At 67.0% G+C, this 24,237-nt stretch carries 23 protein-coding genes, 1 tRNA gene and 1 other RNA gene; 15 read left to right on the forward strand and 10 right to left on the reverse strand.

Annotation, left to right across the window (positions count from 1 at the left end; genetic code table 11):
* Positions 1 to 5: 5 nt before the first annotated feature.
* Both ligA and epmA read left to right on the forward strand, forming a co-directional pair.
* Positions 6 to 2,396, forward strand: a complete 2,391-nt coding sequence (gene ligA / locus R5H19_RS08945; RefSeq protein ID WP_318158642.1) for an NAD-dependent DNA ligase LigA — start codon at positions 6 to 8, stop codon at positions 2,394 to 2,396.
* On the forward strand, positions 2,396 to 3,352 hold the full coding sequence (gene epmA / locus R5H19_RS08950) for an EF-P lysine aminoacylase EpmA (protein ID WP_318158643.1): 957 nt from the start codon (positions 2,396 to 2,398) through the stop codon (positions 3,350 to 3,352). The genes ligA and epmA overlap by 1 nt, the downstream gene beginning before the upstream one ends.
* A gap of 38 nt (positions 3,353 to 3,390) precedes the next feature.
* Here epmA and aqpZ read toward each other — a convergent pair whose 3' ends face one another.
* Complete coding sequence (gene aqpZ, locus R5H19_RS08955) at positions 3,391 to 4,092, reverse strand: aquaporin Z (protein ID WP_318158644.1); 702 nt, start codon at positions 4,090 to 4,092, stop codon at positions 3,391 to 3,393.
* 188 nt (positions 4,093 to 4,280) lie between these two features.
* Here aqpZ and R5H19_RS08960 point away from each other — a divergent pair, with 188 nt between their 5' ends.
* Positions 4,281 to 5,579 (forward strand): MFS transporter, encoded by a 1,299-nt coding sequence (locus R5H19_RS08960; RefSeq protein ID WP_318158645.1) that lies wholly within the window; start codon positions 4,281 to 4,283, stop codon positions 5,577 to 5,579.
* On the opposite strand, the gene R5H19_RS08965 is transcribed toward R5H19_RS08960, so the two are convergent.
* Positions 5,576 to 6,262 carry a DUF2461 domain-containing protein gene (locus tag R5H19_RS08965; protein ID WP_318158646.1) on the reverse strand — a complete coding sequence of 229 codons (687 nt, stop codon included), beginning with the start codon at positions 6,260 to 6,262 and terminating at the stop codon, positions 5,576 to 5,578. The genes R5H19_RS08960 and R5H19_RS08965 overlap by 4 nt on opposite strands.
* Positions 6,263 to 6,295: 33 nt before the next feature.
* Positions 6,296 to 7,741 (reverse strand): exodeoxyribonuclease I, encoded by a 1,446-nt coding sequence (gene sbcB / locus R5H19_RS08970; protein ID WP_318158647.1) that lies wholly within the window; start codon positions 7,739 to 7,741, stop codon positions 6,296 to 6,298.
* Between the two features lie 57 nt (positions 7,742 to 7,798).
* On the opposite strand from sbcB, the gene orn reads away from it, so the two are divergent.
* The 4 genes from orn to R5H19_RS08990 all read left to right on the forward strand — a co-directional run bounded on the left by orn (position 7,799) and on the right by R5H19_RS08990 (position 11,776).
* Positions 7,799 to 8,365, forward strand: a complete 567-nt coding sequence (orn, locus tag R5H19_RS08975) for an oligoribonuclease (protein ID WP_318158648.1) — start codon at positions 7,799 to 7,801, stop codon at positions 8,363 to 8,365.
* 27 nt (positions 8,366 to 8,392) lie between these two features.
* Positions 8,393 to 9,307 carry a dihydropteroate synthase gene (gene folP / locus R5H19_RS08980; protein WP_318158649.1) on the forward strand — a complete coding sequence of 305 codons (915 nt, stop codon included), beginning with the start codon at positions 8,393 to 8,395 and terminating at the stop codon, positions 9,305 to 9,307.
* Positions 9,308 to 9,388: 81 nt separating this feature from the next.
* Entirely contained in the window at positions 9,389 to 10,741 is a 1,353-nt protein-coding gene (gene glmM / locus R5H19_RS08985) for a phosphoglucosamine mutase (protein WP_318158650.1), read from the forward strand.
* 99 nt (positions 10,742 to 10,840) lie between these two features.
* Entirely contained in the window at positions 10,841 to 11,776 is a 936-nt protein-coding gene (locus R5H19_RS08990; protein WP_318158651.1) for a 2-oxoglutarate and iron-dependent oxygenase domain-containing protein, read from the forward strand.
* Positions 11,777 to 11,822: 46 nt separating this feature from the next.
* Here the strand turns inward: R5H19_RS08990 and R5H19_RS08995 are convergent, their stop codons facing one another.
* Positions 11,823 to 12,497, reverse strand: coding sequence for a DUF6445 family protein (locus R5H19_RS08995; protein WP_318158652.1), 675 nt, complete (start codon positions 12,495 to 12,497; stop codon positions 11,823 to 11,825).
* 54 nt (positions 12,498 to 12,551) lie between these two features.
* Positions 12,552 to 13,361, reverse strand: a complete 810-nt coding sequence (locus tag R5H19_RS09000) for an SDR family oxidoreductase (protein ID WP_318158653.1) — start codon at positions 13,359 to 13,361, stop codon at positions 12,552 to 12,554.
* A gap of 138 nt (positions 13,362 to 13,499) precedes the next feature.
* Between R5H19_RS09000 and tpiA the strand changes: the two genes are divergently transcribed.
* From tpiA to R5H19_RS09025, 5 genes are all read left to right on the forward strand, one after another.
* The gene (gene tpiA / locus R5H19_RS09005) at positions 13,500 to 14,267 is read left to right on the forward strand and encodes a triose-phosphate isomerase (RefSeq protein ID WP_318158654.1); all 768 of its coding nucleotides are present in this window, start codon (positions 13,500 to 13,502) and stop codon (positions 14,265 to 14,267) included.
* Positions 14,268 to 14,274: 7 nt separating this feature from the next.
* Positions 14,275 to 14,736 (forward strand): preprotein translocase subunit SecG, encoded by a 462-nt coding sequence (gene secG, locus R5H19_RS09010; protein WP_318158655.1) that lies wholly within the window; start codon positions 14,275 to 14,277, stop codon positions 14,734 to 14,736.
* An 11-nt stretch (positions 14,737 to 14,747) separates the two neighbouring features.
* Positions 14,748 to 14,832, forward strand: a tRNA-Leu gene (locus tag R5H19_RS09015).
* Positions 14,833 to 15,344: 512 nt separating this feature from the next.
* Positions 15,345 to 15,812, forward strand: a complete 468-nt coding sequence (locus R5H19_RS09020; RefSeq protein ID WP_318158656.1) for a hypothetical protein — start codon at positions 15,345 to 15,347, stop codon at positions 15,810 to 15,812.
* Positions 15,813 to 15,946: 134 nt separating this feature from the next.
* The gene (locus R5H19_RS09025; protein ID WP_318158657.1) at positions 15,947 to 16,600 is read left to right on the forward strand and encodes a response regulator; all 654 of its coding nucleotides are present in this window, start codon (positions 15,947 to 15,949) and stop codon (positions 16,598 to 16,600) included.
* A gap of 90 nt (positions 16,601 to 16,690) precedes the next feature.
* Here R5H19_RS09025 and R5H19_RS09030 read toward each other — a convergent pair whose 3' ends face one another.
* Positions 16,691 to 19,837, reverse strand: a complete 3,147-nt coding sequence (locus tag R5H19_RS09030; RefSeq protein WP_318158658.1) for an Rne/Rng family ribonuclease — start codon at positions 19,835 to 19,837, stop codon at positions 16,691 to 16,693.
* A gap of 333 nt (positions 19,838 to 20,170) precedes the next feature.
* Between R5H19_RS09030 and R5H19_RS09035 the strand changes: the two genes are divergently transcribed.
* On the forward strand, positions 20,171 to 21,169 hold the full coding sequence (locus R5H19_RS09035; RefSeq protein ID WP_318158950.1) for an RluA family pseudouridine synthase: 999 nt from the start codon (positions 20,171 to 20,173) through the stop codon (positions 21,167 to 21,169).
* Here R5H19_RS09035 and R5H19_RS09040 read toward each other — a convergent pair whose 3' ends face one another.
* Positions 21,170 to 21,511, reverse strand: coding sequence for a 4a-hydroxytetrahydrobiopterin dehydratase (locus R5H19_RS09040; RefSeq protein WP_318158659.1), 342 nt, complete (start codon positions 21,509 to 21,511; stop codon positions 21,170 to 21,172).
* 154 nt (positions 21,512 to 21,665) lie between these two features.
* On the opposite strand from R5H19_RS09040, the gene R5H19_RS09045 reads away from it, so the two are divergent.
* Entirely contained in the window at positions 21,666 to 22,274 is a 609-nt protein-coding gene (locus tag R5H19_RS09045) for an NfuA family Fe-S biogenesis protein (protein WP_318158660.1), read from the forward strand.
* A 72-nt stretch (positions 22,275 to 22,346) separates the two neighbouring features.
* Here the strand turns inward: R5H19_RS09045 and R5H19_RS09050 are convergent, their stop codons facing one another.
* A complete protein-coding gene (locus R5H19_RS09050) occupies positions 22,347 to 22,700 on the reverse strand; it encodes a cytochrome c (RefSeq protein ID WP_318158661.1) in 354 nt (117 codons plus the stop codon).
* Between the two features lie 19 nt (positions 22,701 to 22,719).
* Positions 22,720 to 23,043 carry a cytochrome c gene (locus R5H19_RS09055; protein ID WP_318158662.1) on the reverse strand — a complete coding sequence of 108 codons (324 nt, stop codon included), beginning with the start codon at positions 23,041 to 23,043 and terminating at the stop codon, positions 22,720 to 22,722.
* Between the two features lie 199 nt (positions 23,044 to 23,242).
* Between R5H19_RS09055 and ssrA the strand changes: the two genes are divergently transcribed.
* Positions 23,243 to 23,596, forward strand: a transfer-messenger RNA (tmRNA) gene (gene ssrA / locus R5H19_RS09060).
* 52 nt (positions 23,597 to 23,648) lie between these two features.
* Here the strand turns inward: ssrA and smpB are convergent.
* Positions 23,649 to 24,140, reverse strand: coding sequence for an SsrA-binding protein SmpB (smpB, locus tag R5H19_RS09065; protein WP_318158663.1), 492 nt, complete (start codon positions 24,138 to 24,140; stop codon positions 23,649 to 23,651).
* Positions 24,141 to 24,237: the final 97 nt, after the last annotated feature.

The following is a 24,237-nucleotide window of genomic DNA, read 5'->3' on the forward strand; positions in this document are numbered from 1 at the left end:
CCCGCATGACCGAACGCCCGGCCCCGGCCGAGACTGTCGCCCGCGCCGCCGCGCTGCGGGCGCAGATCGAGCAGGCCAACTACCGCTACCACGTGCTCGACGACCCGGACATCACCGACGCCGAGTACGACCGGCTGATGCGCGAACTCGAGGCGCTGGAGGCCGAGCATCCCGCGCTGGCCTCGCCCGATTCGCCCACGCGCAAGGTCGGCGCGCGCGCGCGCGGCGGCTTCGCCGAGGTGCGCCACGCGATCCCGATGCTGTCGCTGGGCAATGCGTTCGAGCAGGACGGCGAGTCGGATCGCGAACGTTTTCATGAAGTGGCCGAGTTCGAGCGCCGCATCGAGCAGACGACGAAACGGACCCAGCCCGTTTTCTCGGTGGAACCGAAACTCGACGGCCTGGCGATCAGCCTGCGCTACGAACACGGCGTCTTCGTGCAGGGCGCCACCCGCGGCGACGGCGAGACCGGCGAGGACGTGACCGCCAACCTGCGCACCGTTCGCGCCATACCTCTGAAGCTGCGCGGCACGGGCTGGCCCGACGTGCTCGAAGTGCGCGGCGAAGTGGTCATGCTGCACAAGGATTTCGAGGCGTTCAACGCCTATGCCCGCAAGCACGGCGAGAAGCCGTTGGCGAATCCGCGCAACGGCGCCGCCGGCTCGCTGCGCCAGCTCGACCCGGCGGTCACCGCGAAGCGGCGGCTGAGTTTCTTCGCCTACGCGGTGGGCGAGGTGAAGGGCGGCGAGCTGCCGCCGACCCATTCGGCCACGTTGCGGCAACTGCGCGAGTGGGGTTTCCCGGTGTCACCGGAAGTGGACATCGCACACGGTTTCGACGGCCTGATCGCGTACTTCCGGCGCATCGGCGCGAAGCGCGACAGCCTGCCGTACGACATCGACGGCGTGGTCTACAAGCTCGACGACTACGCCGGCCAGCGCGCGATGGGCTTCGTCTCGCGCGCGCCGCGCTGGGCCATCGCGCACAAGTTCCCGGCACAGGAGCAGACCACCACGGTCGAGGCGATCGAGATCCAGATCGGCCGCACTGGCGCGGCCACTCCGGTGGCGCGGCTGGCGCCGGTGCAGGTGGGCGGCGTCACCGTCACCAACGCCACGCTGCACAACGCCGACCAGGTGGCGCGACTGGACGTGCGCGTGGGCGACAGCGTGATCGTGCGTCGCGCCGGCGACGTGATCCCGGAGGTGGTGCGGGTGATGCCCGAACTGCGGCCGCCGCACGCGCGCCCCTGGCATATGCCCACGCGTTGCCCGGTATGCGGCTCCGCGCTGCTGCGCGAGGAGGGCGCCGCCGCGTGGCGCTGCTCGGGCGGACTGGTCTGTGCCGCGCAACGCAAGGAGGCGCTGATCCACTTCGCCTCGCGCCGCGCGATGGACATCGAGGGACTGGGCGAGCGCTTTGCCGAGGCGCTGGTGGAGCTCGATATCGTGCACTCGCCGGCCGACCTGTACGGCCTGGGCGTGGACGATTTCGTTGACATGAAGCGCCGCATCGACGAGCGCGACGGCACCACGCCGGAGACGGTGAAGGCCGGCAAGGTGGCGACCAAGTGGGCAGAAAACCTGGTGGCCGGAATCGAGGCCAGCAAGCACACCACGCTGGCGCGTTTCCTGTATGCGTTGGGCATCATGCATATCGGCGAGAGCACGGCGAAGACGCTGGCGGCGTGGCTGGGCCGGCTCGATTTCGTGCGCAGCACGCCGGCGCCGGTGCTGCGCGTGCTGCCGGACATCGGCAGCGAAGTGGCGACCTCGATCGCCGGCTTCTTCGCGCAGGCAGGCAACGAGCAGGTGGTCGACGCGCTGCTCGAAGCCGGCATTACCTTCAGCGACGAAGGCGCGCCGTCGCCGCAGCTGCGCGAACGCCTGGACCTCGGCGTGCTGCTGGGCATGGCCAGCATCAACAAGCTCGGCCCGAAGAGCTGCACCTTGCTGGCGCAGCATTTCCCCACGCTGGACCGGTTGCTGGCCGGCGGGCCGGCGCACTGGATCACCGCCGGCGTGCCGCAGGCGGCGGCGACCAGCCTGCAAGACCACCTTGCCGATCCGGCCGCCCTGGCCGGGTTGCGCGAGGCCGAGGCGGCGATGCAGCGCCTGCTTGCAGCCATCCCGAACACGGCGAAAGCGGCGACGGCGCCGCTGGAAGGGCAGACCTTCGTGCTCACCGGCACGCTGGCCTCGCTCAGCCGCGACGAGGCGAAGGACCGGCTCGAAGCGCTGGGCGCCAAGGTCTCCGGCTCGGTGTCGAAGAAGACCAGCGTGGTAGTCGCCGGTGAGGCCGCCGGCTCCAAGCTGGACAAGGCGCAGGAGCTGGGCGTGCCGGTGTGGGACGAAGCGCAGCTGCTGGCCCTGCTCGGCAAACACGAGGCAGCTTGATGGGCGTCGAACCACTTGCCGCACTGCAACTGCGTGCGCGGCTGTACGCACTGGTGCGTGCGTACTTCGCCGAACGCCAGGTGCTGGAGGTGGAGACGCCGATCTTGTCGGCGGCCGGCAATACCGAGCCGAATATCGAGAGCTTCAGCACCAGTTTCAGCGGCCATGTCGACGCCGGCGCGCGCGAGCGCTGGCTGCGCACCTCGCCGGAGTATCCGCTGAAGCGGCTGCTCGCGGCCGGCATCGGTGACTGCTACGAACTGGGTCGGGTGTTCCGCAACGGCGAGGCGGGCGGGCGGCACAACCCCGAGTTCACCATGCTGGAGTGGTACCGGGTCGGCTGGGATCATCGCCGGCTGATGCAGGAAGCCATCGCGCTGGTCGAGGCCGCGCTGGCGATGGTGGAACGGCGCGCCGAGGTGTTGGTGACGAGTTACCGGCAGCTGTTCCTGGACGAACTGGGCATCGACCCGGCGCATGCCTCGATCGACGAGTTGCGCGCACCACTGGCGGAGTTCGGCATCGGCCCGGAAGGGTTGGGCCACGATGACTGGCTCGACCTTTTGATCACGCACCGGCTGCAGCCGGTGTTCCCGCGCGACCGCATCACGGTGATCCACGACTACCCGGCCAGCCAGTGCGCGCTGGCGAGGATCCGCCCCGGCGAGCCGCCGCTGGCCGAGCGCTTCGAGCTGTACCTGGGGCCCTACGAACTGGCCAACGGCTATCACGAGTTGAACGATGCAGCCGAACAGCGCGCGCGCTTCGAACGCGACAACGCGGTGCGCCGCGCGCGTGGCCTGCGCGAGCTCCCGCTCGACGAGCGCCTGCTCGGCGTGCTCGACGCGCTGCCCGACTGCGCCGGCGTGGCGCTGGGCGTGGAGCGCCTGCTGATGTGCCTGGCCGACACCGATGCGATCGCCGACGTGCTGGCGTATCCCTTTTCCGAAGCTTGAAGACAACGACCCCGCCGGGTGGCGGGGTCGGACGCGGATCAGTCGCGGCTTTCCAGCAGGTAGCGGTAGATCAGTCCGCCGACGATGCCGCCGATCAGCGGCACCAGCCAGAACACCCACAACTGGTCGATCGCCCAGCCACCGTGGAACAGCGCCACGCCGGTCGAGCGGGCCGGGTTGACCGAGGTGTTGGTGATCGGGATGCCGACCAGGTGGATCAGGGTCAGCGCCAGGCCGATCGCGATGCCGGCGAAACCGGCCGGCGCGCGCTTGTCGGTGGCGCCGTGGATCACGACCAGGAAGAACGCGGTGAGCACCAGCTCGGCCACGATCGCCGCGTGCAGCGAGTAGTGGTCGGGCGAGTGCTCGCCGTAGCCGTTGGAGGCGAAGCTGCCGGCGGTCACGTCAAAGCCGGCCTTGCCGCTGGCGATGATGTACAGCACGGCACCGGCGGCGATCGCGCCGAGCACCTGGATCACCACGTAGGGCACCACGTCCTTCGCCGGGAAACGGCCACCGGCGCACAGGCCCACGGTGACTGCCGGGTTGAAGTGCCCGCCGGAGATGTGCCCGACCGCATAGACCATGGTCAGCACGGTGAGGCCGAAGGCCAGCGCCACGCCGGCGAAACCGATGCCCAGTTCCGGGAACGCTGCCGCGAAGATCGCACTGCCGCAACCACCAAACACCAACCAGAACGTGCCGAAGAACTCGGCACCGAGTCGCTTGCTCATGTTCATCGTGGAGACTCCTGCTGCGAAGGGAAGGAGATGCCCGGCGTGCCCATGCGCATGCTGCGGCAGCGCATGGCGTGCCAAGTCAAGCACACCCCAGTGCCGCCCGCCATGCCGGATGCCGTCGTAGCCGGCGCACCCGGAGCGATCTGCGGTAAGGTGGCGCGCCTTCCGCCGCGGGGACCCGTCCGTTGATGAATGCGCCGTCCGTAGCCGACCACGAGCGTCTGCGTCCACGCGACGTGAAGACCCTGCTGCTGTCCGCGCTGGGCGGCGCACTGGAGTTCTACGACTTCGTGGTGTTCGTGTTCTTCGCGATTCCGCTGAGCCATCTGTTCTTTCCGCCCGACACGGCGCCGTGGCTGGCCCAGTTGCAGGTGTTCGGGATTTTCGCCGCCGGATATCTGGCGCGGCCGCTGGGCGGCATCGTGATGGCGCACTACGGCGACACGCTGGGGCGCAAGCGGATGTTCACCCTCAGCGTGTTCCTGATGGCGGTGCCGACCCTGGCCATCGGCCTGTTGCCGGTGTACGCGCAGATCGGCCTGCTGGCGCCGCTGTTGCTGCTGTTGCTGCGGGTGGTGCAGGGCATCGCGGTGGGCGGCGAGGTGCCCGGCGCGTGGGTGTTCGTGGCCGAGCACGTGCCGCCGAAGCGGATCGGCTTCGCCTGCGCCAGTCTCACTTCGGGGCTTACCGTGGGCATCCTGATCGGCTCGCTGGTGGCCGCGGCAATCAACAGCCGGATGACCCCGGCCGAGGTGCTCGATCACGGCTGGCGGCTGCCGTTCCTGGCCGGCGGCGTATTCGGCTTCTTCGCGGTATGGCTGCGCCGCTGGCTCAGCGAGACGCCGGTGTTCGAGGCGATGCACGCGCGCAGGGAACTGGCCGCGGGCCTGCCGTTGCGGCAGGTATTCGAACGGCACCTGCCCGGCGTGCTGCTGTCGATGCTGGTGACCTGGATGCTCACCGCGGCGATCGTGGTACTGATCCTGATGACGCCGACGCTGGCGCAGTCGGTGTTCCATGTGGCGCCGGCGCGCGCATTCCTCGGCAACAGCGTGGCTTCGTTCGCGCTGGCGCTGGGCTGCCTCTTCTACGGCTGGCTGACTGACCGCCTCGGCTACGCGCAGGCGCTGCTGGCGGGCGCGATCGGCTTGCTGGCGTGCGGTTACGCGTTGTACTTCGACCTGCAGGCCGGCGCCGCGCACTTCGTCGCGCTGTACGCGCTGGCGGGTTTCGCCGTGGGCGTGGTCGGCGTGGTGCCAACGTTGATGGTGGTGGCGTTTCCGCCAGCGGTGCGTTTCTCCGGCCTGTCGTTCTCGTACAACGTCGCCTATGCGTTGTTCGGCGGATTGACGCCGCCGCTGATCGGCCTGCTGATGAGGCGGTTCGGCGTGCTCGCACCGGCGCACTACGTGGCGTTCACCGCCGTGATCGGTATCGCCGTGGCAGCCTGGCTGCTGACCGCACGGCGCGCGGCAGTTCCTGCCTAGAACTCCAGTTCCTGCGCTGCGCACAGGTAGTCGACTAGTGGCGCGACGCGCTTGAACGTGGCCACCGTCCACGGCAGCAGTTCTTCCGAACAGGCCAGCGCTTCATCGAACGCGGTGGTGGCGACGAAGTCCTTGCGCTTGAGGTCTTCGATCAGCTCGTGCGCGGGGTCGTAGCCGCGCGGCGGGCGCACCAGCGATTCGCCGCCCAGCTGCAGGTGCTCGCGGAACGCCTTGCCCTGCGTGGCGCGCTTCCACGCGGCCGGGTTGTCGACCAGGAATTCGCGGATGTGCTTCAGCGCCTCCGGTTCCGGGTGCCACATGCCGCCACCGGCGAAGCACTCGCCGGGTTCGATGTGCAGGTAGAACCCCGGTGCCTGGATCTCGTGCCGGCGCTGGTGGAAGAAACGCGAGCCCTGCCACGACTTGTACGGCAGCTTGTTGTTGGAGTAGCGGGTGTCGCGGTAGATGCGGTACAGCGAGCCGCCGTTCTTGCGCGGATCGGCGCGGTAGTGCGGGCTGATCTTTGCCAGCGGCGCCTGCAGGTCGGTGATCAGCTGCAGGAACGGTTCGCGCACGTGGCGCTCGTAGTCGTCCTTGTGCGCGTGGAACCAATCGCGGTTGTTGTTGCGCCCGACGGCGCGCAGGAAGCGGAAGGTGGCGGGGGTGAAATAGCTCTGGGGCATGGTGGGTCTTGAGGACGGATCGGGTGGGTTGGATCAGAGGGGTTCGACGCTGACGGCGAGTTGTTCGCCCCAGGCCTGCAACTGGTCGAGCAGGGCCAGCTTGTGCTGCACCTGCGGATCGTGGCGCAGCTCATCGAGGCGGGCGAAATAGTCGTCGAGGGTGAGGCCGGTCAGCGGCGTGTGCCGGGTGAGGCGTGCCTGGCGGAAGCTTTCCCAGCGCGCGCGTTCGTCGGCGTCCAGCGTCTCGGGCCAGTTGCGTGCGCGGTAGCGGAACAGCAGTTCCGGATACCGCGGGTCGCGGAACGGGAACGCGCGCGTGCCCAGTTCCTGCGGCGGCGTGGCACGGACCTGGGCGAGCAGGCGCTTGTCGGCATCGGGAAGGAAGCCGCCGCCGTACAAGGCCAGTTCGGGGTCTTCCGGCGGCGTCAGTTCGGCGGCGCGCTGGAACACGCGGCGCAGTTTCTCGGCCAGTCCGTCGACGGCGTGCAACACGTCGCGGTGGGCCTGGCAGCGGGCCAGGTCCAGTCGCAGTCGCTGCAGGTCCACGCCCTGCAGCACCGACAGCGGCGCCAGCGCCGGCGCGTGGTTCGCGCGCACGGTGCGCAGCGGGATGCGTTCGACGTCCTCGGGCAGGTCGGCGCGTGCGGTGAAGATGCGGTCGGCGATCTCGTCCTCGTCCAGCGCCAGCCATGCGGCCGGGTCGGTGGCGAGGTCGTACACGATCACCTCGCCGGGGCGGCTGGGATGCGGCGCCAGCGGCGCGATCACGGCCAGGCAATGGCGGTTGGCCGGGTAGCGCGAGGAGACGTGCACCAGTGGCGTCATGTTCACCACGTCGAGCAGCTCGAACACCTTCTGCTTGCGGCGCAGTCCGTAGTACCAGTCCCACAGCCGCGGCTGGCGCACGCGGATCAGCCGGGCCAGCCCGATCAGCGCATGGACGTCCGACAAGGCATCGTGGGCGCGCTCCTGGGTGAGTTGGTTCGCACCGGCCAGGTGTTCCAGCTTGAAGCTGGGCGAACCGTCCTCGCGAGTCGGCCAGACGATGCCTTCGGGCCGCAGCGCCTGGCACAGGCGCACCAGGTCGATCAGGTCCCAGCGCGAGTTGCCGTTCTCCCACTCGCGGCCGTACGGCTCGTAGAAGTTGCGGTAAAGCATCTGCCGGGTGAATTCGTCGTCAAAGCGCAGCGAGTTGTAGCCCACGCCGCAGGTGCCCGGCGCAGCCAGCTGCTCGTGCACGCGGGCGGCGAATTCGGCCTCGCTGACGCCTTCACGCTCGGCCTGCTGCGGGGTGATGCCGGTGATCAGGCAGGCGTCGGGGTGCGGCGGCATCTCCAGCGACGGCTTGCCGTAGAACATCACCGGCTCGCCGATGATCTCCAGTTCCATGCTGGTGCGGATACCGGCGAACTGCAGCGGACGGTCGCGCCGCGGGTCGGCGCCGGAGGTTTCGTAGTCATGCCAGAAGAAGGTCTGCATGGAACGGATCATCGCATGCTGGCAAGGCTGATAAACTGCGGCGCACAAGGAGAGCCCATGAGCCAAGCCCACGAAGACAACCTGATCTGGATCGATCTGGAGATGACCGGCCTCGACACCGACAACGACTCGATCCTGGAGATCGCCACGATTGTCACCGACAAGGAACTGAACGTGCTGGCCGAAGGGCCGGTGTTCGCGATACGCCACGAGATCGACCGGCTGGAGTCGATGGACAGCTGGAACTCCAATCAGCACCACAAGTCGGGGTTGTGGCGGCAGGTGCTGATATCGGAAACCGACCACGCGATGGCCGAGCAGGCCACGGTGGATTTCCTGCGCACGTGGGTGCCGCCGGGCAAGTCGCCGATGTGCGGCAACTCGATCTGCCAGGATCGCCGTTTCCTGCACCGGCAGATGCCGCGGCTGGAGCGCTACTTCCACTACCGCAACCTGGACGTCTCCACGCTCAAGGAACTGGCCCGGCGCTGGGCGCCGGAGATCGCCAAGAGCGTCGGCAAGGAATCGGCGCACACCGCGCTGTCGGACATCCGCGATTCCATCGCCGAGCTGCGCCATTATCGCCGCTACATGGGCGAACTGGGCGGCAGGATCGAAGCCTGAGTGCCGTTTCCGGACATTGACGAGGTCATGAGCATGTCGAACGATCTGTTTGCGCCGGTGCTGGATTGCGCCGGGCGCCCGTTGCGGCTCGACCGTGCACGGGTGGTCGGCATCCTCAACGTCACCCCCGATTCGTTCTCCGACGGCGGCACGCACGACAGCGTGGAAGCGGCCGTGGCGCACGGCCTGCGCCTGGCGGAGGAGGGCGCCGACATGATCGACGTCGGCGGCGAGTCGACCCGTCCCGGCGCCGCCGACGTGCCGGTCGAGGAGGAACTGCGCCGGGTGCTGCCGGTGATCGAGCAACTGGTCGCGCGCACCACGCTGCCGATCGCGATCGACACCTCCAAGCCGCAGGTGATGCGCGCGGCGGTGGCCGCCGGCGCCGGCATGATCAACGACGTGTACGCGCTGCGCCGCGACGGCGCGATGGAGGCCGCGGCCGAGCTGGGCGTGCCGGTGTGCCTGATGCACATGCAGGGCGGGCCGCGCAGCATGCAGGCCGAGCCGCACTACGACGACGTGGTCGGCGAAGTGCACCGCTTCCTCGCCGACCGGCTGTTCGCCTGCGAACTGGCCGGGATCGACCGGCGCAAGGTGATGGTCGACCCGGGTTTCGGCTTCGGCAAGACGCTGCAGCACAACCTGGCGCTGCTGCGTGCGCTGGAACGCTTCGCTGACCTCGGCAGCGGCGTCTATGCGGGGCTGTCGCGCAAGTCCATGATCGGCGAGCTGACCGGCCGCCGGACGCCGGCCGAGCGCGGCGCAGGCTCCGTGGCTGCCGCGTTGATCGCGGCGCAACGCGGTGCGCGCCTGCTGCGCGTGCACGACGTGGCCATCACGGTGGACGCCCTGGCGGTGTGGCAAGGTGTGCATGCCGGTGACGAAGCGCCTCGCCGTGATCCCGCCCCAGCCGTACCGCGCTGGCCCGACGACGACTGAACATCACGACCATCGGGCACGACGGGACAACGGACTGCAGGGCCGGGCCGCCCGGCGGCAGTCCACCGGGAGACGATACGCATGATCCAGCACAAGTATTTCGGCACGGACGGCATCCGCGGCACGGTGGGCGTGTGGCCGATCAATGCCGAGTTCATGCTGCGCCTCGGCCGCGCGCTGGGCGCGGTGCTCGGGCGGCAGGGCACCGCGCGGCGTGGCGTGCTGATCGGCAAGGACACCCGCATTTCCGGCTACATGTTCGAAGCCGCGCTGGAGGCCGGGCTGGTCTCCGCCGGCGTGGACGTGCGCATGCTCGGGCCGATGCCGACGCCGGCGGTGGCCTTCCTCACCCGCTCGCTGCGCGCCGAGGCCGGCATCGTGATCAGCGCCTCGCACAACCCGCACCACGACAACGGCATCAAGTTCTTCTCCGCCCACGGCGAGAAGCTCAGCGACGCGATGGAGGAGGCGATCGAGGCGGAGATCGACGCACCCTTCGTCACTGTGCCCTCCGAGCAGTTGGGCAAGGCCCACCGCATCGACGATGCGGCGACCCGCTACGCGGAGTTCTGCAAGAGCACGGTCGCCGGCGACTTCAACCTCAACGGCCTGAAAGTGGTGCTGGACTGCGCCAATGGCGCCACCTACCAGGTCGCGCCGAAGGTGTTCGCCGAGCTGGGCGCCGCGGTGATCGCCATCGGCGACAAGCCGGACGGCTTCAACATCAACCGTGAGGTCGGCTCGACCCACCCGCAGGCGCTGCAGCAGGCCGTGCTGGCGCAGGGCGCCGACCTCGGCATCGCCTTCGACGGTGACGGCGACCGCGTGCAACTGGTCGACCGCCACGGCGTGCTGGCCGACGGTGATGACATCCTCTACGTGCTGGCGCGCAGCTGGCATGTGCAGGGGAAACTGCAAGGGCCGGTGGTCGGCACCCTGATGAGCAACTACGGCCTGCAGCAGGCGCTGGCCGCGCTGGACGTGCCGCTGATCCGCGCCAACGTGGGCGACCGCTACGTGCTGCAGCTGTTGCACGAGCGTGGCGGCATGCTGGGCGGCGAGACGTCCGGCCACATCCTGTGCCTGGACCGTGCCACCACCGGCGACGGCATCGTGGCCGCGCTGGCCGTGCTGGAAGCGCTGGCGCATTCGGGCGAGGACCTGGCCACTGCGCGGCAGGGCCTGCGCAAACTGCCGCAGGTGATGCTGAACGTGCGCGCCGAGGGCGCCCGCCGGGCGTTGGCCGACGAGGAAGTGCAGCAGGCGTTGGCCGAGGTGGAACACGCCTTGCAAGGTCGCGGCCGGGTGGTGCTGCGCGCCTCCGGCACCGAGCCGCTGGTGCGGGTCACCGTCGAGGGCGCCGATGCGGCGGAAGTGCAGCAGTTGGCGGAAAGGCTGGCAGGAACGGTAAAATCCGCCGCCGAACGCTCGTGAACCTGTAGTTGTACCGGGTCGCCATGGATTGGCCCGACGTGCCCCGCCCTCTGCGGTGGCGGATGAATCGACCGCACGCCCAACCTGGTGACTACAGCCATGAAGAATGTTCCCACCCTCGACATCCGCCGCTACGACACCGATCGCGACGCCTTCGTCGCCGAGATCGGCGCGGCCTACCGCGAATTCGGCTTCTGCTGCATCAGCGGCCACGGCATCGCGCGCGAGCTGATCGACGGCTCCTACGACGCGTTCCGGCGTTTCTTCGCGTTGCCCACCGAAACCAAGATGAAGTATCACGTCGCCGGCAGCGGCGGCGCGCGCGGCTACACCCCGTTCAAGGTGGAGACCGCCAAGGACAGCCAGTACGCCGACCTCAAGGAGTTCTGGCACATCGGCCGCGAGATCCCGCGCGATTCGAAGTTCGCCGACGTGATGCCGCCGAATGTCTGGCCCAGCGAAGTGCCGGACTTCAGGCAGTACGGCTACGGCCTGTACGAGGCGCTGGACCAGCTCGGTACCCGCGTGCTGCGCGCGTTGGCGCTGCACATCGGCGAGGCGGAGAACTTCTTCGAGGACAAGACCGACCTCGGCAACTCGATCCTGCGGCCGATCCACTACCCGCCGATCACCGAGGAGAACATCCCGAACGTGCGTGCCGGCGCGCACGAAGACATCAACTTCATCACGCTGCTGGTCGGCGCCAGCGCGGAAGGTCTCGAAGTGCTCACCCGCGAGGGCGAGTGGCTGCCGATCACCACCGAGGGCGACGCCATCGTGGTGAACATCGGCGACATGCTGCAGCGGCTCAGCAACCACGTGTACCCGTCCACCACGCACCGGGTGGTCAACCCGAAGAACGAGAACGCGCGCAAGCCGCGCTACTCGGTGCCGTTCTTCCTGCATCCGAACCCGGACGTGGTGCTGGACCCGCTTGATTCGTGCATCACGCCGGACAATCCGCGCCGCTACGACAGCTCGATCACCTCGCACGAGTACCTGCTGCAGCGCCTGCGTGAGATCAAGCTGATCTGAGCCGGGATGCGGGGTTCGGGAGAGCCTGGCGAAACCGGGTCGGCAGTCACGCCATCCAGAAGAACACGGCGGTCATGCGCTTGCTGGCGGTACCCTCCAGACCCCAGTACGCGCTGGCGCTGTGGATCAGGTTGGCCTTGTAGAGCAGCAGCCGGTTGCAGCGGTGCGCCACGCGCACGTCCTCGACAAACGCGTTCGGCTGCACGAAGCGGTTGCCCAATGCTTCGGCCAGGTTGCGGTGCGGCGGCAGCACGATGTTGCCGCCGAGCTGGCCGCCGGGCATGCGCTGGCGGAAGAAGCTGGTGCCGCAGTGGTCGGGCACGTCGGGGTTGAGGTACAACACGGCGGCGTAGCGGCACAGGTGCGATGAATCGGTATGTGGCTTGACCGCACCCTCGACCGCGCCGACCACCTGCACGCAGTTGTGGTTGAGCCGGATGCCGGCCTCGGTCTGCTCGACCCACAGCTTCTTCGCACCGGTAAGCCGGCGCACCTGCGCCTCCAGCATGGCCAGTTCGTCATCCAGCAGGGCGGGGCTGGCGCGCATGCCCGGCCAGACTTCGCCAGTGTACGGATAGCCCATTTCCCAGTCGGTCCTGGCCAGACAGCGCGTGCGTACCTCACCGACGTTCGGCAGCGCCTCGTCCATCACCCAGTAGTCGCGCCCCTCGACGGGCTTGCGGTAGGGCAGCGGGCGCATCTGGGTCGGAAACAGGGACATGGGTCGGCGCTTGTGGGAAGTCGTGGATGATGTTTGCGGAAGGGGACGCACAGCCTAGATCGAGGTGTTCCGGTAGCGCCTCGATTCGCGCGCCGAAAGCCGCATGGCCAGTCGGTCCGGCAGCAACTGCACCAGCGTCTTGATGGCGCGGTTGACCCGCCCCGGGATGTACACCGCCTCGCCGCGCTCGACGGCGGCGATGCCCTGGCGTACCACTTCTTCGGCGCTCAGCCACAGGAAGCCGGGCAGCCGGTTCATCTTGTCGCGGGTGCCGGTGACATCGTGGAATTCCGACCAGGTGAAGCCCGGGCACAGCGCGCAGACGTGCACGCCGGCGGCGTGGTTCTCCAGCGCCAGCGACTGCGAGAATTTGATGAGGTAGGCCTTGCTGGCGGCGTACAGGGTGTGCCCGGCCGGGCCGGGAACGTGTCCGGCCAGCGAGGCGACGTTGATCACGCGGCCGTAACCACGTTGGCGCATGCCCGGCAGCAGCCGCCAGGTCAGTTCGGTCGGCGCCGCCAGCAGCACCTGCAGGAACTGCGCATGGGTTGTCCAGTCGTTGGCGACGAAGGTGCCGGGTACGCCGTAGCCGGCATTGTTGAGCAGCCAGTCCACCTGCAGCCCGCGCCGGTCCAGTTCGTCGCACAGTATCTGCGGCGTGGCCGGATCGGCCAGGTCGTGCGGCAGCACGGTGACCTGTGCGGCATGCCGTTCACGAAGTTCGGCAGCGAGGGCTTCCAGTCGGTCGGTGCGGCGCGCAGTCAGCGCCAGGTTGTGGCCGAGCGCCGCGAGTTGCCGGGCAAATTCGGTGCCGATGCCCGAAGAGGCCCCGGTGATCAGGCTGAGCGGACGAGTCGGCGTCATGCGGCGTTCCACGTGGCGAATCGTCATTCTTGACCGGCTCGCCAGGGCGGCGCCAGTGGCACAGGCCCGTTCCGGCGGTTTGCCCATCTCCTGGACCGTCGGTAAGCTTGCGGTTTTGACCGCAGCGGAAGCCGCCCCATGCGCAAGAAACTCGTCGCCGGCAACTGGAAAATGCACGGCAGCCGTTCGATGGCCAAAGCCTTGATGGCCGACATCGCCGCCGGCGTGCCGGACGGCGTCGAGGTGGCGGTATTTCCACCGTTTCCCTATGTGGCCGAGCTGGCCCGGCAGTATGCCGACTCCAGCCTGGGCATCGGCGCCCAGGATGTCAGCGAGCACGAGGGGCAGGGCGCGTATACCGGCGAAGTCTCTGCCGCGATGCTGGCGGACGTCGGCGCGCAATGGGTGCTGGTCGGCCATTCCGAGCGGCGCCAGTACCATGGCGAAAGCGACGAACTGGTGGCGCGCAAGTTCGCCGCGGCTCGCGCCGGCGGCCTGACGCCGATCCTGTGCCTGGGCGAAACGCTGGAACAGCGTGAAGCCGGCGAAACCGAGGCGGTGATCGCCCGGCAGCTGCAGGCCGTACTGGCGACCAACGGCGTGGCCAGTTTCGATACGGCGGTGATTGCCTACGAGCCGGTCTGGGCCATCGGTACCGGCCACACCGCCAGTCCGGAGCAGGCACAGCAGGTGCACGCCTTCATTCGTAGCCAACTGGAAAAAGAAGATGTTATGATTGCCCGTCTGACCCGACTGCTTTACGGCGGTAGCGTCAAGGCGGCCAATGCCGCGGAATTGTTCGCGCAGGCGGACGTGGATGGAGGGCTGATCGGCGGGGCCTCCCTGGCCGCATCCGACTTCCTTGGAATCTGCGCCGCGGCGCATCAGGCGCCACAGGCTCGATAGAAACCTTATGTTCGTCATTTTCAGCGTGTTCTACATCCTGATCGCTGCAGCGATGATCGTGCTGATCCTGCTGCAGAACGGCGCTGGCGCCGATGCCGGCTCGGGCTTTGGCGGCGGCGCTTCGGCCACGGTGTTCGGTGCACGCGGCTCGGCCACGTTCCTCACCCGTGCCACCGGTGTCCTGGCAGGCCTGTTCTTCCTGCTCAGCCTCGGCATGGGTATCTACCTGCATGGCAACGGCGCGCCGCATGCCAATACGGAAGATCTCGGCGTGATGGCCGCACTTGCCGACAAACCCGCGGCCGGCAAGCCGACTCCGGCCGCACCTGCGGCTGGTACGGAAGTGCCATCGGCGGTTCCCGCGACGACGAACCATGCCGTTCCGGCTGCGGTACCGGCGGCAACTCCCGCCCCGACCCAGGGTCAGGGCGAACTGCCGGCAGCCACTGAGCCGCCGGCGAAACACTGAGCAACACACCTGCCCAGGTGGCGGAACTGGTAGACGCACTACCTTGAGGTGGTAGCGACGCAAGTCGTAGGGGTTCGAGTCCCCTCTTGGGCACCAATCACGATCCATGTAGACCAACGATCCAGGGTAGCTTCCACGCTACCCTTTTTCGTAAGGCGACACCTCTGTCACGCAGGTCTCACGGTGTTGCGGTCGGGTGTCACGCTGCATGTCCAGCGCCGGCACCGCGCCGCCAGGCATCGCCGGCATCGGGCGCATAACCTCTTTGGTGGCCGCCACGACCCAGGGTCGGACCGGTGTCGCGGGGCAAATGTTCAGCGCTGCTCACCAGTGGCAGGCCACCTTCATCCCTTTTCAGCGGCCAGGGCTCTGGGGCTTTCATGAAGGGCCGTGTCCCTTCGTTCCTGCGCGGGGCGGGCTGCGGGCGTCCTCGCCACAAGCCATGCCCCATCATTCCCACTGGCCCGCTCGAAAATGCGCAGGCGAGACGGAAGCACTGAACGACGCGGTTGAGCGCTGCGCGGGTGGCGGATGGGCGGTGCTTTTCAGGCCGTGCTTTGCGGGTTGCATGAGCACCGACTCGGGACTGCCTCCTGGGCTACATGCGGATGGCTTCGACAGACGTGCCCGAGGCCGCAACACAAAATCACGGATTGAAGGTTTTTTTGCGTGCCGTGATACGTGAACGGAAAAGGGTGTGCGTCGGCCGGCGGCATCCGAAGCAGCAGAAGAAGGTGATGAACGTCGGCAATTCGTGCAGGCATCACAGCACCTTGCGTACAGCGGGCGTAGGCGCCGGCCGACATATCGAGCGTTGGGACCATGACACAGTGCGCCAGGCGACGAAGGGGAGCCGAATGACCGGTCTTGTCGCTGTCAGATTCTTCGTGGCGGGGGGGCTGTCCATGATGGCGATTTTGTTGAAGCGGGAGCTCGGGGCTGGCCCAAGGCGAGTACCAGTGCCCTGCGCGCCGGGTTCGCGCGAAAATGCCCGGGACGATTTTCATGATGGTGCTGTGCGTCGTGCCGGCGTCGACGAAGGCGAGAGCGAGGCCGTCCATACGCCGGTGGCCTGAGCGATGCTGGACCAGATGCCTATATCGCGCCTGGTGCGGCCGTCGCTGGCCGGCTTTCCCTGCCGCACGACAACCGCTTGCAAAGGGGCGCCGTGCGACCTAATTTCATGCAGCCCAACCAAGGAGGGCGTCAAGTGATCAATGTGGTCCTGGTGGACGATCACGAGCTGGTTCGTACCGGTTTTCGGATGATCTTGCAGCAACAGCCGGACATAAAGGTCGGCGGCGAGGCAGGCAGCGCCGAAGAGGGCCTGCAGTTGATCCGGACGCTGGCGCCGGACATTGCCCTGGTCGACGTGCACATGCCGGGCATGAGCGGCATCGAACTCACCGAGCGCGTGTGTCGTTCGAAACTGCCCACGCATGTCGTCATCGTGACGGTGGTCGACGACGCGCGTTTCCCCAAGCGCCTGCTCGACGCCGGCGCGCTCGGTTACCTGACCAAAGGGTGCAGCGCCGACGAGCTGGTGTCCGCCGTGCGTCAGGTGGCCGGCGGCCGGCGTTACCTTGCCCCGGCCGTCGCCCAGCAGCTTGCGCTGGCTACGCTCGATGGCAGTGCCTCGCCGTTCGATGTCTTGTCCAGTCGCGAACTCGAAGTGGCGATGATGCTGGTGCGCGGCAAGCCGCTGACGATCATCGGCGAGCAGCTCAACCTGAGTCCGAAGACCGTCTCCACCTACAAGCAGCGACTGATGGAGAAGCTGCACGTGGACCATGTGCTCAGCCTGGCGCATCTGATGACGGTACATGGCCTCATCGACATGCCGAGTCATCATGTCGGCAACTGACGCGGCGGAGCATGCCGCCGCATGATTCGAAGCGATAAAAAAACCGGACCAGGGGTCCGGTTTTTTCGTGCTGCATGACGCTGCCAGGACTCAGCCGCGCGAGTTGCCCTCATGGGTATCGGGCTCGGTGCGTGACCGCGACATGGCCGGTTCGCTTTCCTCGGTGGCCGGCGGCACCGGGCTTGCTGCCGGAAGAGTCACCGGCTGGGCCAGCAGGTCGCCTTGCTCGGGCAGCGGCAATGAATCCACCGCGTCGACCGGCGCCGGCGTTTCAGGCGTGTCGATGGTGTCCGATGCCGTCGTCACGTCAGCCGGGCGCTCTGCCTGATCGGCCGACGAGGCTGCAGTCGTGGCCGGTGCAGGGGCCACGTGAGAGGCGGGCGTCGGGGTTGCCGGAGCCGCCGTCGGGATCGGTTGTGCCGTCGACGGAACTCCGACGGTCGATGTCGCGTCGGAGACCGGGCGGCTGATCGTCGTTGGCGTTGCAACAGCCGTAGTGACGACTGCCGGTGCAACAGCCGTGTGGGAGTCTGCACTGTTCGCCGTGAACGGGGTCGTTTGCGGTTTCGGCTCCGGGGCAGCCGCGGAGGTGACTGTCACGACGTCTTGTTCATCGGTCGCGGCGGTTGCCGTCGCGGATTTCACCACATCGGGGATCGGCGGCAGGGGCGGCAGGTTGAACGCCGTGACGGCGGGCACAGCAGCGCTGACCGCCGCGGCTGCCGAGGCGGTGGCGGCCTTTTCGATCGGCTGGACCGGTGTCGACTGACGAACCGCGGGAGCGGCGGCCGCCATCGTGGCGTTGTCGTTCGGGCCGGCCGTGGGCGACGAGTCATGCGGCGACGGCCCGGTGTGCGCGACCGGAATGTCTGCGCCGGCGGCCGTAGCAGTTTCGTCGCGGTCCTCGTCGTCGAGTGCTTGCACCTGAGCGTTGTCGATGCCCGCGCTGCCGGCGGCGGCTTCGTCGTGACGGCGGCGGCGGCGACCACCGCGGCGGCCGCGGCGACGGCGCGACTGGCCGCCTTCGGCATCCGTGGTGTTGTCGACGGACTCGGGAGCCGTCGAAGTGACCGGCGCCAGCGGCAACTGCTCGGCTTCTTTCGCCGCGTCATCCAGCGGAGCTGCGGTCGGACGCTCATCGGCGGCGGCACGAGGCGGCCGTTCGGTCTTGGGCGCTTGCTGTGGATTCGGTTTGCGTTCCGTTCGTGCCGGGGTGCCCTCGGCGGCGGCCGGTTTGGGCTGACGCGGTTCCGCCTTGGCCGCCTGCGCCTGCTGTGCCGGACGCGGCTGGCCCTCGTTGTTACGTTGGCGATTGCCGCGCGGCTGCTGGGTGGTGGATTTCGCCGGGCCTTGCTGGGTGTTCTCGCGCCGTGGCTGGCGCGACGACGGAGCATTTGCGCTGGCGCCGTTGCGATTGCCGCGCTCGTCACGACGGTTGCGGTCGCCGCCGTCCCTGCCGGCGCGCTGCGGCGCCGACGCTGCCGTCTCCGCACTGCGGAACCAGCCCAACAGGCGCGAGATGATGCCGCCGGCGGGGACCGCGGCAGCAGGGGCCTTCGGCGGAATGGCTGCCGGCTGACGGCGTGCAGCTGGCTGCGCCGCGGAGGCTGGGGCGACGACTTCCTCGCGCACCGGTGCCGGGCTGGCCGGTACGATGCCGCTCACCGCGGGCTGTTCGCCGCTGCCCAGGGTCTGGCCCATCTTCGGGATCGGCGTGGCCTCCACCGTGGTGAGGCGCTCGTAGCTGGGCTTGCTGTGCTCGCCCATCTCCGCCTCGCGGATGCGCTGAATCTCGATGTGCGGGGTTTCCAGCTTCTCGTCGGCGACGATCACCACGTGCGCCTTGTGGCGCAGCTCGATCTCGACCACGCTGGCGCGTTTTTCGTTGAGCAGGAAGTTGGCAACGCTGGTGGGCGCCTGCACCAGCACCTGGCCGGTGTTGTCCTTCATTGCGTGTTCTTCGATCAGGCGCAGGGTGGACAGCGACAGCGATTCGACGCCGCGAATGTGGCCGTGGCCCTCGCAGCGCGGGCAGACGATCTGGGTCGCTTCGCCGAGGCTGGGGCGCAGGCGCTGGCGCGACATCTCGAGCAGGCCGAAGCGCGAGATGCGGCCGATCTGCACGCGGGCACGATCCTGTTTCAGCGCTTCCTTCAGGCGGTCTTCCACTTCGCGCTGGTGCCTAGGGCTGTCCATGTCGATGAAGTCGATCACGATCAGGCCACCGGCATCGCGGATGCGGCACTGCCGGGCGATTTCCACCGCCGCTTCACAGTTGGTGTTGAACGCGGTTTCCTCGATATCCGAGCCCTTGGTGGCCTTGGAGGAGTTGATGTCGATCGCGGTGAGCGCTTCGGTCTGGTCGATCACGATCGAGCCACCGGAGGGCAGGCGTACCTGGCGGTCGAACGCGCTCTCGATCTGCGTCTCGATCTGGTAGCGGGTGAACAGCGGGGTGTCGTCCTTGTACAGCTTGAGCTTGCGCAGGGCGTTGGGCATCACCTGCTGCATGAAGTCGCGGGCATCGTTGTACAGCGATTCCTCGTCGATCAGGATCTCGCCGATATCGCTGCGCAGGTAGTCGCGCAGGGCGCGGATGAACAGCTTGGACTCCTGGTAGATCAGGAACGGCGCCTTCTGCTTGCTGGCTGCCGCGGAGATCGATTTCCACAGCTGCAGCAGGTAGTCCAGGTCCCACTGCAGCTCTTCGGCGTCGCGGCCGAGGCCGGCGGTGCGCACGATCAGGCCGACGTCATCGGGAACCGTGACGTGATCCAGGGCTTCCTTCAGTGCCTGCCGGTCCTCGCCCTCGATCCGGCGCGAGACGCCGCCGGCCTTCGGGTTGTTCGGCATCAGCACCATGTAGCGGCCGGCCAGGCTGATGAACGTGGTCAGGGCGGCGCCCTTGTTGCCGCGTTCCTCTTTCTCTACCTGGACGACGACTTCCTGGCCTTCCTTGATCAGCTCGCGGATGTTCGCCTTGTGCGGATCCAGGCCCGGGGCGAAGTATTCGCGGGAGATCTCCTTCAGCGGCAGGAAGCCGTGGCGCTCGGCACCGTACTCGACGAAACAGGCTTCGAGTGAAGCCTCAACCCTGGTGATTCGGCCCTTGTAAATATTGGACTTTTTCTGTTCCCGCGAAGGGATTTCGATGTCCAGGTCGTACAGGGTCTGGCCGTCGACAATAGCCACGCGCAACTCTTCACGCTGAGTCGCGTTGATCAACATGCGTTTCATGGTGGTAATCCTCGGCTAGCCGCGCGTCGCGTGCCACGGTGGCGCCACCATGGCGGCCTGCCGGAGATCGCGCCGCTGCGGTTAAGCGGCAAAAAAACGGCACCGTTTCCGGCGTCGGGATGATTCGGTCAGCAGCGCCCACCGCCCCGACACCGCAATGGCATCGGACAAACAGCGACCCAAACCGTTACGATGAAAGGGAGTCGCAACCGGCCGCCACAAGGCAATCGGAGCAACCCTCGCCGACATCCGGGAGGGCATTCGGCCCGGTCCGGATTGCGGCGGGCAGAATGTAGCGCCCGCCGAGTATCCTATTTAAACAGGTTTTTTTCAATGCAGACGGCAACTTCCCATGACGCATCTCACGGTGTACGTCAAGTCGAGATCGGCCCCGAGCGCGACGGCCAGCGTATCGACAATGCGCTGGTGACCATCCTCAAGGGCGTGCCCAAGAGCATGATTTACCGACTCTTGCGTACTGGCCAGGTACGTGTGAACGGCAAGCGGGCCAAACCCGACACTCGTCTCATTGATGGCGATACGTTACGTATTCCGCCGGTCCGGGTGGCGGAGCGAGCGGAGCAGCAGGGGCCATCCGAGGGGCAGGTCGCCGAGCTGGCCGAGGCGGTCATCTTCGAGGACAAGCACTTCCTGGTGATCGACAAGCCCGCCGGGGTGGCCAGTCATGGCGGCAGCGGAGTCAGCCATGGCGCGATCGAACTGCTGCGCGCAGCCCGGCCGCAGGAACACCTGGAACTGGTGCACCGGCTCGATCGCGATACCAGCGGTGTACTGGTGTTTGCCCGTACGCGAGCGGGGTTGACCGGCCTGCAGGCAGCGATCCGTGCCGGTGAGGTCACCAAGCAGTACCTGTGCCTGATGCTCGGCCACCCGTCCAAGGCCAAATTCGACGTCAATGCGCCATTGCTCAAGTCCGTGCTGCAAGGCGGTGAGCGGATGGTTCGGGTGTCGGACCACGGCAAGCCGTCACTGACCTTTTTCCGCGAGATGGAGCAATACCCCAGCGCCCGCCTGATGCAGGCCACGCTGGGCACCGGCCGCACCCACCAGATCCGCGTGCATGCGGCGCATGTCGGCCATCCGCTGGCCGGCGACCCGAAGTACGGCGATCGCGAGATGAACAAGCGCTATCGCGAGATGGGCCTGCACCGGATGTTCCTGCACGCATCGCACATGAGCTTCGACCTGGACGGGCGCTCCTACAGTTTTTCCGCGCCGTTGCCGCAGGACCTCAAGGATTTTCTCGACGTGCTGGCGGTGAAGGGAAAGCGGCTGGTGTGGATGCAGGAGAAATCGCGCACCGGCTCCTGATCAGCGCGCGAGCAGGGCGTCGACCCGTGCTGCGCAAACGAAATCGTTGAGCGACAGGCCGCCCACGTCGTGGGTCGACCACAGCAACCGGCAGTGGCCGTAGCCGGCTTCGATGTCCGGGTGGTGGTCTTCCTGGTTGGCCATGAAGCCCACCGCGTTGATGAAGCCCAGGGTGTGGTGGAAGTCGGCGAAACGGAAATCCTTGACGATGGCCGTGCCGTCGCGGTGCAGCTGCCAGCCCGGCAATTGCCGCAACAGCTCGGCCGCCTGCTCGGCGTTCAGGGCGTGCTCTTTGCCCTTGCGCGGTTGGCAATGCCCGTTGGCCAGGTCGTTGGCGTTCATCGTGATCTCCGTCGAGGCTTGAGTCTTGGGGATGCGAAGCGTCGAAGTTGTGCGCGCAAATGTCAAAGCGCGCGCGGGACCCTAAACAGGACTAAAATGGTGCTATTTAGCCGATTTCCATCCATCGGCACTCATCGGCGACCCTGGAGCAGGCATGATCGAAATCTCGGAACGCGCGCAGCAGCATTTCCTGCGGCTTCTTTCACAGCAAGGCATCGACGGGCTGGGCATCCGCCTGCGGGTGACCTCACCGGGCACGCCGGCGGCCAACTGCGAGCTGGAGTTCTGCGAGCCCGCGGATCTGGCCGGCGGGGAATGGACGATCGAGTGCGCCGGCTTCGACTTCCATATCGATGGCGACAGCGCCAGCTGGCTGGATCAGGCCAGCATCGACTTCGAGCCCAATGCCACCGGTGGCCAGCTCAATATTCGCGCACCGAAGATCAAGGGCGACGTGCCGGGTGTGGAAGCAGGCCTGATCGAGCGCGTGCGCTATGTGCTGGAGGCGGAGGTCAACCCGAAGCTGGCCTCGCACGGCGGCCGGGTCAGCCTGCTGGAGATTGACGCCGACGGCGCGGTGCTGCTGCAGTTCGGTGGCGGCTGCCACGGCTGCGGGATGGTCGACGTGACGCTGAAGCAGGGAGTGGAGAAGACGCTGCGCGAGCGGGTACCGGAGATCACGGCGGTGCGTGACGCCACCGACCACGCCGCCGGCAAGAAGCCTTACTACAGCAAGCCGGAGGGCAAGTCGGCGATTGCCTGAACGACAACGCCGCCGCAAAACAAAAGGGTCCGCCAACGCGGACCCTTGATGTTTTCACGCGACTAGGCGGACCTAGTTGCTGCCGCTGATATGCCCCTTCAGCGTATCCAGCTTGCTCGGCAAGCTGGAGAAATAGGTAGAGATGTCCTCGATATCCTGGTCGGACAGGGTGGCCACCATGCCTTTCATGATCGGATTGTCGCGCTCGCCGTCCTTGTACTCGTGCAGCACTTTCTGCAGATAAAGGTTGTACTGGCCGGCCAGGCGCGGGTACTGCGGGTCGACCGCGTTGCCGTCTGTGCCATGGCAGGCGAAGCAGGTGGCCGCCTTCTGCTTGCCGTTCTCGGCGTTGCCGGCAGCAATCGACTGGGTGGAAGCGAACGCCAGGATGGCGCCGAATGAAAGCAGGATGATTGCACGTTTCATGCGGGAAGTCCTTGGCAACTTACTTGGCGAGGCTGGAAAGATAGGCGGCGATGTTCTGGATGTCCGTGGCGGACAGGCTCTGTGCCTGCGCATCCATGGTCGGATGCTTGCGGCCGCCGCTCTGGTAGCCTTGCAGGGCATTGACGATGTATTGCTCGTTCTGTCCGGCAATCTTCGGCACCGGGTACTGCGGATAGGCGTTGGTATAGCCGGGCACGCCATGGCAACCGGCGCACGTGTAGATCAGTTTGCGACCGGCAGCCTTGTCGCCTTCGGCATGTACGCTGGCGGCGGCAAAGAGGCTTGCGGTTACGGCCAGGCCAAGCAATTGCAATCGAGTCATCGAGATCATTCCCACTGTGCGACGAATACGGGAGCGCGCAAGTCACCAAGTATAGACGTTGCGTTAACGCACGAACAACACTCGGCTTGACGTTGGTCAATGTTTGCACAGTGCGTATCCGCTACAGGCCTCCTCAATCGTGCGGCATTGCCGTTACGATCCGCGCCCCCATATACTGGCGTGGTCCGCTCGTTCTTCCGGGGGTGTCCTGGCTTCGACGGAGGTAGTGAGACGACTTGGTGCATGCCGAGGGGGCAGCTTTCCTCGTTAATCCAGCAGCAAACTCATAGTTGCCAACGACGACAACTACGCTCTGGCCGCTTAAGGCCTAGCCCCGAACCCACTTGTGCTCATGCTCGTCGGTGTAGGGTCATTATCATGAGATCGCCGAACGCTGCCGCCTGGCGGTTCTAGGCTAAATCAATCAGGCTGGTTCCGCGGTGCGCCTTGCCCATCGTGCTTGTCGCGGAACGAGATCGAACGGCGGGCTAAGCATGTAGATCCAGGCGTTGAACGCCTTCGGACGCGGGTTCGACTCCCGCCACCTCCACCAATGCAAAACCCCCGGCTTGCCGGGGGTTTTTCTTGCACTTCCTGCGGCGGCTTCAGGCTGCACGGTTGTGCGAGCGCATGGTGCGCTGCTTTTCGATCTGCCAGTCGCGCTGCTTTTCGGTATCGCGCTTGTCGTGTTCCTGCTTGCCGCGGGCAAGGCCGATCTCGAGCTTCACCTTGTTGCCCTTCCAGTACATCGCGGTGGGCACCAGGGTGTAGCCCTTGCGCTCGACTGCGCCGATCAGCTGGTCGATCTCCTTGCGATGCAGCAGCAACTTGCGGGTGCGCCGATCCTCGGCGACGACGTGGGTGGAGGCGCTGATCAGCGGGGGGATCGAGGCGCCGACCAGGAAGATTTCGTTCTTCAGTACGACCGCGTAGCTGTCGCCGAAGTTGATCCGGCCTGCGCGCAGGGCCTTCAGCTCCCAGCCCTGCAACGCGAGGCCGGCCTCGAAGCGCTGGTCGATGTGGTACTCGAAGCGCGCGCGCTTGTTGAGCGCGATGGTGCCGCTGCCCTTGTTGTCCTTGTCCTTCGCCTTTGCCATGTCCGCTAAACTTAGGGCCTCTGGGCGGCCGTATTGCCCGTCGCCCCATCGGAGCGACGCATTTGTCGAGAGTGCACCCCGGGAAGGGCGCTCATTT

It is taken from the genome of Rhodanobacter sp. KK11 (genome assembly GCF_033345435.1).
Taxonomy (GTDB): domain Bacteria; phylum Pseudomonadota; class Gammaproteobacteria; order Xanthomonadales; family Rhodanobacteraceae; genus Rhodanobacter.